This window comes from Lysinibacillus sp. S1 (assembly GCF_044986265.1).
GTDB lineage: Bacteria > Bacillota > Bacilli > Bacillales_A > Planococcaceae > Lysinibacillus > Lysinibacillus capsici.
The window spans coordinates 3,724,093-3,739,311 of sequence record NZ_CP173154.1 but is presented as its reverse complement, the minus strand read 5'-3'; the positions used below and the strand labels follow the sequence as shown (position 1 = coordinate 3,739,311).

Sequence of the window (15,219 nt, the reverse complement as noted above, 5' to 3'; positions counted from 1 at the left end):
GTTTCTCCTCCGTTCATTGATGTATTTTTCTAGGTAATCATCCCTTGCTTTGAGTGAAGGCATAGTAGCTTTCACTCAAGAACAAGGAAGTAAGATTTATTTCACACCTTTTTCCATTGCTTTCCAAGCCAATGTTGCACACTTAATTCGTGCTGGGAATTGTGAAACACCTTGCAGTGCCTCAACATCCTCAAGGTCATATTTATCGCTGTACTCCTCACCCATCATCATTTTAGAAAAAATATCAGAAAGCTCAATAGCTTCCTCTACTTTTTTTCCTTTGATGAGCTGTGTCATCATTGATGCAGAGGACATAGAAATAGAACAGCCTTCACCATCAAATTTTGCATCCTCTACAACACCGTTTGTCACTTTCAATGTTAAGTGAATACGGTCGCCACAAGTCGGATTATTCATATCGATCGTTACAGCATTCTCATCTAAAGATCCTTTATTACGAGGATTCTTATAGTGATCCATAATGACTGAACGATATAGTTGATCTAAATTATTAAAAGACATCGCCAAAATACTCCTTCGCAGAACGTAACCCTGCAACTAAACGGTCAATATCCTCCTCTGTATTGTACAGATAGAAGCTTGCTCGTGCTGTCGCTACTTGCTGAAGACATTTCATTAGTGGCTGTGCACAATGATGTCCTGCACGAACAGCAATACCATTCATGTCAAGCACCGTTGCCACATCATGTGGATGTACATCATCTAGATTAAATGTTACTAATCCACAACGCTTCATAGGGTCACGTGGGCCAAAAATTTTCAAACCGTCAATTGTTTCTAGTTGATCCATTGCGTAGCCTGCAAGCTTATGCTCATGCTCTAGAATGTTATCTAACCCGATATCAGTTAAGAAATCAATAGCGGCTCCTAAACCTATTGCACCTGCAATAATAGGCGTTCCACCTTCAAATTTCCACGGTAATTCCTTCCACGTTGACTCATAAAGCCCAACAAAATCAATCATTTCGCCACCAAACTCAATTGGCTCCATCTTTTCAAGGTGTTCCTTTTTACCATATAGTACACCTATTCCAGTTGGTCCGCACATTTTATGCCCTGAGAAACCTAAGAAATCTACATCCAAATCTTGCACATCAATTTTCATATGTGGCGCAGCTTGTGCACCATCGGCTACCATGACAGCACCATTAGCATGTGCAATTTGAGCAATTTCTTTAATTGGATTTATTGTTCCAAGTACGTTTGATGCCATAGACACCGAAACAATTTTTGTTTTAGGTGTGACTGTCGCACGTACTTTCTCTAGGCTAAGAGTGCCGTCTGCTTCAAGCTCAATGTATTTTAAAGTTGCATTTTTTTCTTTGGCTAATTGTTGCCAAGGAATAATATTGGAATGATGCTCCATATGAGTAATGACAATTTCATCACCCTCAACAACATTTGCACGACCATAACTTGTCGCAACTGTATTTAAAGCGGTTGTTGTACCACGCGTAAAAATAATTTCCTGTGTTGATTGCGCATTAATAAACTTACGAACCTTTTCACGAGCACCTTCATATTTATCTGTTGCACGGTTTCCTAGTGTATGCACGCCACGGTGAACATTGGAATTATCAAATTCATAATAAGCTTTAATCGCTTCAATCACTTGAACAGGCTTCTGAGACGTCGCTGCACTATCAAGATATACAAGTCTATGACCATTTACATCCTGATTTAAAATTGGGAAATAGCTTTTAATGTCTTTATTCATCATTAGCGAACTTTCCTTTCAATAACCTCCGTCAGTTGCTTTTGAACGCCTTCAATTGGTAATTGCGTAACAACTGGCGCAAGGAATCCATGGATAACAAGGCGCTCTGCTTCTGCTTTCGAGATACCACGGCTCATTAAATAATAAAGCTGTAATGGATCTACTCGACCAACAGATGCTGCGTGTCCTGCTGTTACATCATCTTCGTCAATTAATAAAATTGGGTTTGCATCCCCACGAGCTTTTTCTGACAGCATTAATACACGTGATTCTTGTTGTGCATCGGCTTTTGTCGCACCATGCTCGATATAGCCAATACCGTTAAAGATTGACTGAGCTGCATCTTTCATTACACCATGCTTTAAGATATGCCCGTTTGAGTTTTTACCCCAGTGACGAACCTCAGTAGTGAAGTTAAGTTTTTGTTCTCCACGACCAACTACGACTGTTTTTGTATCTGCATGAGAACCGTCACCAATCAAATGCGTAATGTTTTCAGAGATTGTATCAGAATCATTCATTAGACCAAGAGCCCAGTCAACTTTTGCGTCACGCGCTAAACGTGCACGACGATTAACATACGTCGTAAATCCTTTTGCAAGGACATCTACTGCACCATATGTCACCTGTGCATTATCTTGAACAACGACTTCCGCAATAATATTCGCTTGCCCTTTTGCCTCTTCAACTGTTGAAACATAAGTTTCCACATATGTTACTGCTGAATTCGCTTCTGCTACTACTAAAACATGGTTATATAATGAAGCTTCCGCATTGTCATTAAGGAAAACAACTTGAAGTGGTTGCTCAATGATCACGTTTTTTGGTACGTATACAAACACCCCACCATTAACAAGTGCTGTATGAAGTGCTGTTAACTTATGCTCATCTACTTTAACAGCTTCTGTCATAAAGTATTTTTGTACAAGTTCGCCATGTTCACGAACTGCTGTGAAAATATCAGTAAAAATAACACCTTTATCAGCAAGTTCTTGTGATGCCTTAATATATGCTGGTGTATTATTACGTTGAMWATATAGGTTTTCTTGTGCTTCAAGGTCAATTAAACCTTTTGCTTCTTCAGGTAGAGCATCCAATGAAGGGAATGCCTCACTATGAACTGCCAACACTGGGAAGTTCATGAAATCCCATTTTGTAATATTCGTTCTATCTGGTTTTGGCAAATCTAAACCAGCTACTTTGTCTAGTGCTGCCGCGCGAAGTTCTGTAAACCAAGTAGGTTCACCATTTGCTTCTGAGAACGAGCGCACGTCCTGTACTGTTACAGGCAAGTTAAGTTCCACTGTCATGCTAGTTCGTCCTCCTTCTTATGCTTCTTGTTCTTCTGTTTCTTCTTCGATTCCTAATTCTTTTTTAATCCAGTCATAACCTTCTGCTTCTAAGCGTTGTGCAAGCTCTGCACCACCTGATTTTACAACACGTCCTTGCATCATTACGTGTACATGGTCTGGTGTAATGTAGTTTAATAGGCGTTGATAGTGTGTAATCATTAAGCAGCCAAAGCCTTCACCGCGCATTGCGTTGATGCCTTTTGAGACAACTTTCAATGCATCGATATCAAGACCAGAGTCAATTTCATCTAAGATTGCAAATGTTGGTTTGATCATCATTAATTGAAGAATCTCATTACGTTTTTTCTCCCCGCCAGAGAAACCTTCATTTAAATAACGTTGAGCCATATATTCGTTCTTATCACATCATACGCTGCCATTATCTAATAGACCGATAGTTTTCAGTAATTAAAGTTCGCGGCCATCTTCACGACGCGCGTTAATTGCTGAACGTAAGAAATCAGCATTTGTAACACCAGCAATTTCAGATGGATATTGCATTGCTAGGAATAAACCAGCTTGAGCACGCTCGTCTACTTCCATTTCAAGCACATCTTCGCCATCTAACTCAACAGTACCTGAAGTTACTTCATATTTTGGATGACCCATAATAGCAGAAGCTAGTGTTGATTTACCAGTTCCGTTTGGTCCCATAATTGCGTGAATTTCGTTTGTATTAATTGTAAGATTTACGCCTTTTAAAATCTCTTTTCCGTCGATAGCAACGTGAAGATCTTTAATAACTAAAGTTGACATGAAAATACCTCCATAGTGTTCAGTGAATGGGTCAACCATTCCTTAATTATCATCATTCTAATCTTAACTGAAAATCGTTCTCTATGCAAACCATTTCAATTACTTTCCCATTCCTTAAATAAAATCTTTAAAAATAAAGACTTTGTAAGCATTTTCAGATTATTACTACTTCACCTAAACAATGAGAATAGACTTTCTTCATTTTCAATAAAATCTCCCTAATTGAGAATTGATTTCATCTAGCTACATAGTGAAAACCTCGAGAAAAGTGCTAATTGTAGCGGTTTTGTGACAAATTAGCATAAACAACATAACTATACTATAACCTATTTCAGTAAAATGGAATCAATTTAAGTTCATATTRGAAGAAAGAAATTTTGCTATAAAAATTGATGGATTKTATCCTCAAAAGAAAGTAATTTTAGGTAAATGAAAAGACAGAAACGTAGATTGKATACAACATTTCTGCCATTTCTCCATTAATTTAGATGATATGCCCATAAATATCCTTTTGATTCCAGTAAAAAAGCATCTGACTCTAAGGTAGAAGTGATAACAATTGCATCATTTGTCTTCAGCTCATAGCCTTCATTCACGCGTTCTATTTGAATAGGTAAACCTAGCTCTATAAAAAGCTGACGTAGACGGTAAATCGTATTATAAAGATTAGCTAACGCTTTTTTCTCATCTATATTAGGCCAAATATCATCTAAAATACGATACTTCGATACTACGATTCCTTCATGGACTAATAAATAATAAAAAAGCTCCTCCGTAACCTTTGTTCGCCATTTAATAGCTTTGTCATGTATCCTTGTTCCAACCTCACCTTTTAAACTAACTTCCAACTTTGTAGTGTTTCGCTGTGTTTGACGCCCATAATATTTTGTAAGTCTTTCATTTACTTGTAGTACAATACTTGGTGTCATGGGCTTTAATACATAGTCTAGTGCTTGGACTCGAAATGCATCTACAGCATATTTTGCATAGGCTGTTGAAAAAATAATAGGGACATCAATGCCTTCTTCTACTAAAATAGCTGCAAGCTCTAATCCATTCATCTTTGGCATTTCAATATCTAAAATTAGCGCATCATATTCACCCTTAATGGACAAAATTTGAGTTATTGCTTCTAAAGGTGATGTAAAGGTGGCAATAACTTGAAAAAGCCCCTCTTTTTCAAGTAATAGTTTGTGCAAATCTAAAATTGGCTGTTCATCCTCTACCATAATAATTTTCCACATGTTGAAGCTCCTTTAAAGGTTGTATGAATACCATTGTTGTACCTTCATCTTTCTTAGAAGTAATAGAAAGAGTAGCACTCGGCATTTCTTTTACTCGACGTAGAACATTGGTAAATCCGATGCCATTTGAAAATATATTTTCTCCATTGTTTAAAGCTTTTACCTGTTCCTCAGTCATACCAACGCCATCATCCCTCACCTGAATGCTTAAATTATTTTGCTGCCTTTTAATTTCAATAAAGACTGTCCCATTTCCATCCTTTTCAAAAATCCCATGACGAATTGCATTTTCAACTAAAGGCTGTATCAGTAAACTTGGGATTTCTATCTTTTCAGCATCTAATGTATCTTCTATTGTCAAAATAACCGTTAACTTATCACCAAAGCGTGCTTGTTCAATCTCTACATAGGCACATATAATTTCAAGCTCTTTCTCTAACGTTGCGCGTTGCCCATCCTTACCTGATTCTAAAATATAACGTAAATAGGTAGAAAGCATCGTTAATAAATGCCCTGCTCGCTCTCCGTCTGTATAACAAAACGAAATAATACTGCTGAGTGCATTGTATAAAAAATGAGGATTGATTTGTGCCTGTAGAAAAGCCATTTCATGCTGTATCGCTTTGCCCATAGCCTCTTTCGTTAATGCTATAGCCGATAAACGTGAAAGTAACATTTCTTTTGTAGCTGGCTTACGGATATAATCATTGGCCCCTGATTCCAGGATAAGAGAAATATTCGTAGGATATTCATTGGCTACTAACATAATAATCGGTAAATCTATATAGCTATAATACTGACGTATATATTTGGTTAGGGCAATGCCTCCCATTCCAGGCATCACTTCATCTATCAATAAAAAATCAGGTCTTTTTTGCTGAATAACGTTGAGTGCCTCCTCAGGGCAATGCACTACCTCTATAGCGTAGTGGCTTTGTAGTAACGATTGTAAAACCTCTGCATGAATGACATCATCCTCAACTATGAGTAATCTTGGCAAATTTTCATTGAACAGTGGCTGATCATTCATAATGATAATCATCTCATTGTCTTTTAGCACTTGCTCATAGCCCCCGAATGGCAAGGTGATGATAAATCGAATGCCATTTTGTAATAAATCTACCGAATATGTACCACCCATCTGCTCAATGATGGCTTTCCCTATCGACTGTCCAGTCTCATCTGCTGCTTTTTGCTGTATAGGCTCAGGGCCAGCTCCTTCTACCAAGATTCTTACGTCTGTATCAAGATGTAAAACAGTTAGAATCATATCCCCATTCCCAGCATGAGCAATAGCTGTTTCAAGTACCCTGTATAAGATTTGACCTAGACGTTGCTCATCAGCTTGAACTAATAATTTTGGATTGGTGTGCTTGTATAAACGAATATGCGTTTTTTTATTTTCTTTTCGTGCATAATTAATACATGCTGAATAATCATTTGAATATTAACTGGGTGTACATCTATTTTAAAATCCTGAAACCTTATTCTAGTGAAATCTTTTAAGTCATTTACTAGATATAATAAACGTTCTAATTGTTGTTCTAGTAGTTGTTGCTTATCCGTCATAGATTGAGTTGATAAGGATTTTGTAATATTTAATGCATGATAAAGAGGTTGTTCTAATTCATTTGTTGTCACTTCTAAAAAGGAATCCTTACCGATTGTCGCCTTTTCCAGACGTTGACTATATAATTCAGCGTCTCTTGTTCGATTAATTAGTCGCATTGCCAAATAAATATTCATACATACTACAAAGAATAGCAGACCAATACGATTAAAAACATTTCGCCCAGAGAAAAAAAGCTGATCAAATGTTCCACTTATGCTAAAAATTAATAGAGATATAATTGTTGCACTTAATATTATCAGTTCATTTTTCGGAACATGAGCACTTTTCTTCATGATCAAATACAATAATCGTCCTATTATAAAAAATGCTAGGAAATTTATATAGGTAAAAAATATATATTGTAGCTCTGATAAAGATCTTGCTGGTAAAAGCAGTGTTCCAACGCCATATAATAGTAGTGGTGACACAAATAATAAAGCTGTCCTACGCTTCATCATAGCTGTTACCGTATAGGCAAAGAACAGGAATAGCATCACTGCATTTATATACGTTATAAAATCTTGCAAACGAAAATAAAATTCAAATTCTATAGTAGGAAACTCTCTATAAAGAGTTCGTTCGCCTCTTGTACATACCAAAATTGCCAACGTAAAAAAATACATTGCACTATAAAAAAACGCTTTGTCTCTTATTCTTAATAAATACAAACTAAAATGAAAGATTGAAAATATTAATAACATGATAATCGTTGTTTTTTCTAAGTACACATCTTGAATGACATCTTTTGCAAGAGCATCCGCATCTCCTATATCTATAGGAAATATAATGCCATGCCTTGCATTATGAAAATCTGCAACTTGTATTGTTAGGATCACCGAATCTGAAGAAGGTGAAAAATACACTTCATAAACAGGATTACTTGGTTTCGATGCTTCACGAGCAGTAGCTAGTTTACCATAGGAGGCAGCGATCTCATTATTTATAAACAGTCGATGAGATGACCAAATATTTCGTACCCGAATACCTATTTTTTTGAAATGAGGTGGTAGCTTAATTTTAAGTTGATAAGTACCATACTCTGCATCGGCCTGCCATGGTCCAGGAACCTTTTCAATTGGAGCATGATCAGGAAAATTAGCAGGTTCAAGAAATTTATTGCCTATAAAACGCCATTCTCCAGACAATGCTACAATCTCTTCCTCTTTTGTTATTTCTGATAAATCTAATTGACCATCTACCGCCTGTAACTTAGTATTGCTTGTATCTTGATCGTTAAAAATTAAATAAGTTAGCATCGTGATGGCTAATAAAATAAATAACCAACTTAAACTTTTTTTTATCATGAATCCCACCTCCTCCTCATCTTACAATAGCGAACTCTCAAATATCTAACAGCTTATAATTTTTATTTTGACATAAACAGTCATTTTTCATCTTAAATAATATATAATTAAGGTATAATCAATCTTATTTTTAGATTAATAGAGGTGAAATGTTAGTGGAGTTACGTCAATTACGCTATTTTGTAGAGGTTGCTGAACGTGAGCATATTTCAGAGGCTGCTGAGCATCTTCATGTAGCCCAATCTGCCATTAGTCGGCAAATCGCAAATCTTGAGGATGAGTTAGGCACTCCGTTATTTGAACGAGTGGGACGAAATGTCAAATTAACACCAATAGGGAAGACATTTCTTGAGCATACCATTACGGCATTAAAGGCAATCGATTTTGCAGCAAAGCAAGTAGAAGAGTATCTTGATCCTGCAAAGGGCTCAATTAAAATCGGCTTTCCAACAAGTTTAGCTAGCTATGTTCTGCCAACCGTTATTTCAGCCTTTAAACGCGAATATCCTGATTTACAATTTCAACTCCGTCAAGGGTCTTATCGATTTTTGATTGATGCAGTTAAAAATCGGGAGTTGAACCTCGCCTTTTTGGGACCCCTGCCCCCGAAGGACGAATCCATTCAATCAACCATTCTGTTTACTGAAAATATTGCCGCACTCCTACCAGCCAATCATCCATTAGCTAAAAGAGAAAGCATACAGCTTGCAGAGTTGAAAAATGATTTATTCGTATTATTTCCAGATGGTTWMAWTTTGCMTRAGGTAGCGATGGATGCTTGTAGAGCTGCAGGCTTTTTACCAAATGTCATTTCAGAGGGAGAAGATTTGGATGCACTAAAGGGCTTAGTCGCCGCTGGCATAGGTGTTAGTCTATTACCAGAAAGTTCTCTTTATGATTCAGCAGCTCGCTTTACCATTAAGGTTCCTATTGAATCTCCTACAATCCCTAGAACTGTTGGTATTATTTCACCCGTAAATCGAGAAATTGCACCATCAGAAATCATTTTCTTAGACTTTGTGAAAAACTTTTTTTCTCGCCTTTCACAATTCCAATAAAAAAATCGCCTTTTGGGCGATTTTTTTATTATTCTGTTGATTGCTCGGCAATCCATTCTATTGTTTTCTCTCCTAAGCCTCCTGCACGCCATAATACAACGTCATGATAGCTTTTCTTTTGAACGTAAGTAACCCATTTTTCTAGCGTTTCTTGATCAGCATACCAAACTTCATGGCTGACATTATTGTCATCTACATATGAAAAATAAACGGCTCCACTTGCTTGATCACGCTGCTTAGCTGCTTTTCTATCGGCTAGTAATTGTTCGGCCTCAAGCTCTGTTAAAGCGACTATTTTGCCCTGAGCTACCCAATCAAAACCTCCAGTGGCAAACGCGATAGCTAAATCTTGATTAGACTTCTTCATTTTTTTTACTAAATCATCTAGAAAAGAAAAAGTAGCTTTAGCACCTGGCCCACTGTGGTAACCATGAACATTATAGGCCATTACTGTATAGTGAGGTCCATCTGGCAATTTCACATCAAATGGAAAGCGTGGTTCGAGTACAACATGCAATGTAACATCCTTTTTGGAAAGCTCTTGGTAAAGCTCTTCTAAAAATAGGATATAGTTTTGAAGGTCATCTTTAGCCACCTTTTCATAATCAATCTCAATGCCATTTACTTGATATTGTTCCACAATCCGCAAAATATTTCCAATATGCTTTTGCCTTGCTGAGGAATCCTGCAATAATCTATGCAAAAGCGTGCTATCCTTTTGAACAGATGGAGCATTCTCTGTTACATAATCATTGATGAGTGTTAGGATCACATGATGGGAATCATTAAATTGCTGCTTGGTCTTTTGCAACATATCTACGGCATTTTCTGTTAACAATAGTTCATCATTGCTATTAAAATATGCGCCAAAAACACGTATATCTTGTAATCCAAGTTGAGAATTTTCTACATCTTTCATGGCGGATTTATTTTGCCATTCTGGTAACCAAATAGATAATCGGAGCTTCTCCTTATCGTTAAATTCTTCTTTTGCTTTAGCTGGCTGTTCTTTACTATTACTACAAGCTGTAATAAATAGTAGCGCAATACAAATAAATAACATAATGTTCTTCACTTGACTCTAATTTCACCCCGATTTAGAAGGTCTCGATAAAGAAATCAACGACATGATTAAATAACTCAGTGGATTTATACTTAACCTTCTCGAAATTCGTATATTGGTTCGTAAAAATAGTTTGATTGTTTTTATCTGTAATCAAAATATCTTCAATTAATGTATCGTAAATATCATCTGCATACTGTTCGTGTGAAGTGTTCTTATTACTGTACAACGCACCAAATCCAATCTGTGCCCCTTGTAATTTCGGATTTATTTGAACGGTCTCGGATAATACATTATCTACATCTATTTCTATTTTATCCTTATTTATAGGAATGTTAAATACTCTTTTTTCCGTTAAGTTTCTTGGGTACTCTTCTTCATCTATACGTGACCGTTTTTGCGTATCATGATAAGTGTAAACTGTTGCTTTATTAAATGCGTATTCTTCTTCATTCCACTTAATTTCATTTAATGGAAAGCGTTCTTTTTCAACAATTCCCCCGCCTGGTAATTTTTCATTTATTACAATCTCATTATCGACTAGTACAATTCGTAAATAACTATTTGTTTTTTCATCGTAATTTACATAGAAAGCTTGTTGGCCAACCACATTCCCTTTAAACGCAAAATTCACATTATATTGATCTGGCAGTTCCTCCTTTAAAAGAATTCTGCCTTCACTTGATGGTGCTGAAGTTAAGGTAATCTCATTATTTTCATATTCTGCCGCACCATTTATCACTTTCCAGTGTTGTGCTACTTCCTGATCTCCTATCTTAAATTGTATGTTTTGCCTACTGGCCTGTCTGATCTTCATCATCAMATGATTAGTTGACCAATATGGTGATACTTGTAATCTGCTTAAATTATAAATATCTGCCTCTTTATCATTGTAGGCTCCTAATTCTAGATTAAAATGCATACGAAACTTATCTTTAATTTCTTTGTTATTCACACTTTCCACGAGAGGATCCATATTGTTATAAAGTGAGTTTGCATGCATAATTGCGTAGGCTTTAGGGACTTCCCCCAACTCTTCATGATAGATATCCTGCATTAAATTGTAGTCCTTCTTAATACGAGCCTCCATCTCTTGTCGAGTTTCACTTGGTATCATATATTGATTACGAATAAAATCCATTAAATAATGATTATAGTATTCTATTGTTGTTTTATTAGGTACGTTATTTTCATCTATGACGCCTAAGGACTGTCCTTTATCATTAAAAATATTAATATAGGTTAACCTATATCCATTGGAGCCCATTTCCCAATAACCGCTTTTTTCCATCAGTTTTAAATCTTTGGGCTTTAAAAATTTATTATCGGTTGTATCCATTTTATTGGCATACGTAAACATCGTCGCCTTATAATTTAATTTTTCCATAATATTTTGAGCAAAAATACTAGAATCTGTACGTCCATCTTCAAATGATAGATACAAAGCTTTTTCTGGCAATGGTTTATCATGCTGATAGAAGTCTAAAATATCCTTTTGAGTAATGGTTTGATACCCTTGTTTTTCTAACAAAGTTAATTGTTCTTCTAAATTCTTTTTAGACACATATTTAGGTGATTCATTTCTACTGACACCAAAATAGGAAAGGGCAATAAAACCCTCTTTATTATTTAATGGAACTGTTTCAGCTCCCCTTTTCTCTGTTAGAAAAACAGCTTTAATTAAAATGACAGCTAACAATACTACTATTATTAATTGAGCGATCGAACGGATGATTTTCCGACGATTTTTTTTAGCTGGCTGAAGCTCTACACTTTTTCCGTTCATTCCTTCTCACCCTTTTTTCTAATTTTCACCATCGAAAATCGGGATTTTCGTAATTTTTGCTTTTCCATTTTCTTTTCCTTCGCTAGAACATCCTGAGGTGTTTCCCTTGTCCCCCATGTAGATTTCCAAAAAGTCACCCAAGCAACTGGCATCTGCCATAGCAAAATAAATTCATAATAAAGGACAAAGATAAAACCAAATCCCCATAGTTTACTTTTTCTAAAGAATAGATGAGCCAAACTCATAAGCATGGCCATTAATAGTAAACCTATTAAAAACGTTGTAGGAAAAATACCATACATGACTGGTACATAAATTAAGTTATAAACAACGACAATTGGTGCTGCAATAGGAACAATTAAACCAATAATGAAGAAAAGGAACATAAACGGTTCTTTTTTCCACATAAATAAAAATGCACGCAAAGATTCTCGAAGCCAAGAACGTTTCCATCTCATTTGCTGGGACAGAAAAACTTTTGTGTCAGATGGAACAATTGTCGAACAAATGGCATTGTCCTGATAGCCTGTTCGATGTGTTTTTAAAATATAGTTCGTCATACTACGGTCATCACCAAAAGTTGCTGGCTGACCAAGAAATTTTTGATTAAGCCATGCTGTTTCATTTTTTAAAATTAGCTCTTTCCGGTAACAGGCTAGTGGTCCTGATAAGCAAGTAACCGTATCAAACCATGCTTCAGCTGCTTTCATAATACGGAAGGCAATATAATAACGAACCGTCTGTAATTTAGTTAGCGCATTAGTAAATTTATTTTCAACCTCTGTTCGGCCAGCCACACCGCCCATTTTGGGATCTTGAAAAGGTTGCACTAAATTACGGATTGCATGTGGCTCTAAAAAACTATCGGAATCCACAAAAACAACTAAATCATGCTTCGCTTGATGAACACCCGCAACTAACGCTTCCCGTTTCCCACCGTTTTGTGGAAGCTTATAAAACTTTAATCGATCATTCGTCTTAAATCGTTCACCCTCTTGATGAATAAGGTTAATCATGTCGTATGCCTTTTCCTCTGTACGATCTGTTGAACAATCATCTACAACGATTACTTCTAATTTATCTACTGGGTAATATTGATTGATACAACTAGAAATCGTGCGATGAATCCACTCTTCCTCATTAAAGACTGGAATAATAATGGAGACACCTGGTTCAAACTTTGGATTGATCGGTACATTTTTATAGAAAATACCAAATAAATATGTTCTTAACAGAAATGTTGCTGCAATAATACCTTCCCCATATACGCATCTGAGAAACCTAAAGTAAATCACGCTTTCTGCTCTCATTAACATGACAATAATCGATACGACCAATAAAAATAAACTAGCCATAAAAATAGAAATGCCCCAACGTTTTTTTGTCATATATTCGTTTAAAGGCTGTAAAAATTCACAGGCAGCATAATAACGTAGTTCTCCATCCACTTCTTTCGTAAAATAACGGACAACCTTAGCCTTTAACTTCACTTTGGCTTCATAGCCCTCAGGCATTGCACCACCCGGTATGTTGAAATTCATTGTTAAAATTTCATTTATTAAAAATTCATGAGGTTGATTAGAGTAAACGAGGATACCCGTTACCGAAATATCCTCTGCAAAAAGTTTTTCTGCGTTCACTTGGCGTTTTGCCCTTTTAATATGAACCTCAAAATGAGTTTCGTAGCGTAAACTTAATTGTTGAAGTCGATAGATTTCATTCACATCTGTCGGATCAATTTCCTCTTTCTGATAGGAGGCGCCACGACGATTCACAAGGCTCCTTACATTTTCGGGATCGGGAATATTTGAAAGAATCCGACGGTCAGAGCGTGGTATCGTTAAGATCTCTTTTTTTGTTTTCATTGTTCATTCACATCCCTATTTGAATCTTCTTCAATCCAAGTAGACATTTTGCTAAAGCTATAACCATCTTCTAGAAGTTTTTCAATAATGAGTGGAAGTGCTTCTACCGTATTTGTTCCATCTAGGATATGCATGACAATGACCTTGCCGGGCCCAACCCTAGAAATCACCCGTTCGTAAATGTCTTGTGCTGAGTAATCTAAATTCCAATCAAAAGAAGCGATATCATACATAGCAATCGTTTTAATTCCCGCAGCAGTAATGATCTTGGCCGTTCGCTCATCCATTATTCCTTGGGCTGGTCGGAAATATAGAAGCGGGGGCTCTTGTAAAGCATAGGTTAATGCCTGATGTGCCTTCACTAAATCATCTTGTAATTCTTCGGGTGTCATTTTTGTAACATCTAAATGGTAATAGGAGTGGCTCGCTACCTCATGACCTTCCTCTACAATCATCTTCGCTAATTGTGGATTCTTCTCCACACCACTTCCTATTAGGAAAAAGGTACTTTTGATATTATATTTACGTAAAACATCCAACACTTCTTTTACTCGTTTTTCATGTGCCCAATCATCAAAAGTAATAGCTATTTCCTTTTTTGTTGTCTCTTTTCGATAATATAAATTCGGCTTGGCTTGCTCATAATTTACATTTGGACTGACAGCATCATATCCTGAAATTTCTTCCACGGACTTTGTTAAATAACGTTTATCTAATAGATCACTTAAGGTAGTAATGGTATACTCGCGTTCTTTAGCTAATTGAGCTAATAATGGTATAGCATCAATAATGGCAGGATTAATGTATGTGTTGAGATGAATAATAGAGCCCCTATCAATATATTTACTGATATAATTAATCAGCTCCTGAGCACTTTGCATTTTTCTATCAAGTGGGTTAATAGATAATCCAATAACGGCTTTCATATCAAGCGCCTTAGCTGCTAAGCGCATATTATCGGTAACATCGCCTGAACGACTACGAACAAATTTTGGTGTATAGCCTAAATGCTCTTCAAAAATTTGATTGGTTAACATGATTTCTTCATACGTTTGGTCATAATCCAAAGACGTTACATCTGGAAATGTCAATGTACCGTTTTGCACCTCATGTCCCCTTTTTAAGATATCTTTCACAAGCTCTGGCTCTTGAGCAACACGCATTCCCTCTAGAAAAAAGGTAGCCTTCATATTCGATTCATCTAGTTTCGTTAATAGCAATTTCATTGTGTCGTTATCTGCTAAGCCATTAAATGTTAACGATACTTTTGGTACCACAATATTGGCATGACTAATTAATTCACTTTTAGTACCATCAGATTTTTTGACCTCTATAGAAGAATCAACTGGATGAATCGTTTCTTGTGTCGCTGACTGACAGCCTGCTAAGAACAGCATGATGAGCAGACCACATAGTTTTAGTAGTTTCATTTCCTATGAAT

General features: G+C 36.3%; 11 protein-coding genes and 1 pseudogene. 1 reads left to right on the top strand and 11 read right to left on the bottom strand.

Features of this window, described 5'->3' with window-relative positions:
* Nucleotides 1-96 precede the first annotated feature (96 nt).
* From sufU to ACHZEU_RS18555, 7 genes and pseudogenes are all read right to left on the bottom strand, one after another.
* Entirely contained in the window at nucleotides 97-522 is a 426-nt protein-coding gene (gene sufU / locus ACHZEU_RS18585) for a Fe-S cluster assembly sulfur transfer protein SufU (RefSeq protein ID WP_048394397.1), read from the bottom strand.
* Nucleotides 512-1,741 carry a cysteine desulfurase gene (locus ACHZEU_RS18580; protein ID WP_048394396.1) on the bottom strand — a complete coding sequence of 410 codons (1,230 nt, stop codon included), beginning with the start codon at nucleotides 1,739-1,741 and terminating at the stop codon, nucleotides 512-514. Before ACHZEU_RS18580 ends, sufU begins: the two co-directional genes overlap by 11 nt.
* Nucleotides 1,741-3,048, bottom strand: coding sequence for a Fe-S cluster assembly protein SufD (sufD, locus tag ACHZEU_RS18575; protein ID WP_404803627.1), 1,308 nt, complete (start codon nucleotides 3,046-3,048; stop codon nucleotides 1,741-1,743). The genes ACHZEU_RS18580 and sufD overlap by 1 nt, the downstream gene beginning before the upstream one ends.
* Before the next feature lie 18 nt (nucleotides 3,049-3,066).
* Nucleotides 3,067-3,846, bottom strand: a pseudogene (sufC, locus tag ACHZEU_RS18570) (Fe-S cluster assembly ATPase SufC).
* Nucleotides 3,847-4,325: 479 nt separating this feature from the next.
* Complete coding sequence (locus ACHZEU_RS18565) at nucleotides 4,326-5,090, bottom strand: response regulator (protein WP_115672964.1); 765 nt, start codon at nucleotides 5,088-5,090, stop codon at nucleotides 4,326-4,328.
* Nucleotides 5,062-6,360 (bottom strand): histidine kinase, encoded by a 1,299-nt coding sequence (locus ACHZEU_RS18560; protein ID WP_279495924.1) that lies wholly within the window; start codon nucleotides 6,358-6,360, stop codon nucleotides 5,062-5,064. Before ACHZEU_RS18560 ends, ACHZEU_RS18565 begins: the two co-directional genes overlap by 29 nt.
* 80 nt (nucleotides 6,361-6,440) lie before the next feature.
* Entirely contained in the window at nucleotides 6,441-8,006 is a 1,566-nt protein-coding gene (locus ACHZEU_RS18555; RefSeq protein ID WP_279495926.1) for a hypothetical protein, read from the bottom strand.
* 155 nt (nucleotides 8,007-8,161) lie between these two features.
* On the opposite strand from ACHZEU_RS18555, the gene ACHZEU_RS18550 reads away from it, so the two are divergent.
* Nucleotides 8,162-9,064, top strand: coding sequence for a LysR family transcriptional regulator (locus ACHZEU_RS18550; protein ID WP_404803626.1), 903 nt, complete (start codon nucleotides 8,162-8,164; stop codon nucleotides 9,062-9,064).
* A 28-nt stretch (nucleotides 9,065-9,092) separates the two neighbouring features.
* On the opposite strand, the gene ACHZEU_RS18545 is transcribed toward ACHZEU_RS18550, so the two are convergent.
* Genes ACHZEU_RS18545 through ACHZEU_RS18530 form a run of 4 tightly spaced genes read right to left on the bottom strand, consistent with a single transcriptional unit; the run spans nucleotide 9,093 to nucleotide 15,208 of the window.
* Nucleotides 9,093-10,139: a glycosyl hydrolase family 18 protein gene (locus tag ACHZEU_RS18545; protein WP_048394388.1), complete on the bottom strand. Its 1,047-nt coding sequence runs from the start codon at nucleotides 10,137-10,139 to the stop codon at nucleotides 9,093-9,095.
* A 22-nt stretch (nucleotides 10,140-10,161) separates the two neighbouring features.
* On the bottom strand, nucleotides 10,162-11,913 hold the full coding sequence (locus ACHZEU_RS18540) for a polysaccharide deacetylase family protein (RefSeq protein ID WP_404803625.1): 1,752 nt from the start codon (nucleotides 11,911-11,913) through the stop codon (nucleotides 10,162-10,164).
* Complete coding sequence (locus ACHZEU_RS18535) at nucleotides 11,910-13,778, bottom strand: glycosyltransferase (protein ID WP_404803624.1); 1,869 nt, start codon at nucleotides 13,776-13,778, stop codon at nucleotides 11,910-11,912. The genes ACHZEU_RS18540 and ACHZEU_RS18535 overlap by 4 nt, the downstream gene beginning before the upstream one ends.
* Nucleotides 13,775-15,208 (bottom strand): polysaccharide deacetylase family protein, encoded by a 1,434-nt coding sequence (locus ACHZEU_RS18530; protein ID WP_231595700.1) that lies wholly within the window; start codon nucleotides 15,206-15,208, stop codon nucleotides 13,775-13,777. Before ACHZEU_RS18530 ends, ACHZEU_RS18535 begins: the two co-directional genes overlap by 4 nt.
* Between the last annotated feature and the right edge of the window lie 11 nt (nucleotides 15,209-15,219).

Bases quoted from the DNA above. Each gene is read 5' to 3' on its own strand.
- sufU (WP_048394397.1), bottom strand. From the start codon at position 522: ATGTCTTTTAATAATTTAGATCAACTATATCGTTCAGTCATTATGGAT.
- ACHZEU_RS18580 (WP_048394396.1), bottom strand. From the start codon at position 1,741: ATGATGAATAAAGACATTAAAAGCTATTTCCCAATTTTAAATCAGGAT.
- ACHZEU_RS18565 (WP_115672964.1), bottom strand. From the start codon at position 5,090: ATGTGGAAAATTATTATGGTAGAGGATGAACAGCCAATTTTAGATTTG.
- ACHZEU_RS18560 (WP_279495924.1), bottom strand. From the start codon at position 6,360: ATGATTCTAACTGTTTTACATCTTGATACAGACGTAAGAATCTTGGTA.
- ACHZEU_RS18555 (WP_279495926.1), bottom strand. From the start codon at position 8,006: ATGATAAAAAAAAGTTTAAGTTGGTTATTTATTTTATTAGCCATCACG.
- ACHZEU_RS18535 (WP_404803624.1), bottom strand. From the start codon at position 13,778: ATGAAAACAAAAAAAGAGATCTTAACGATACCACGCTCTGACCGTCGG.
- ACHZEU_RS18530 (WP_231595700.1), bottom strand. From the start codon at position 15,208: ATGAAACTACTAAAACTATGTGGTCTGCTCATCATGCTGTTCTTAGCA.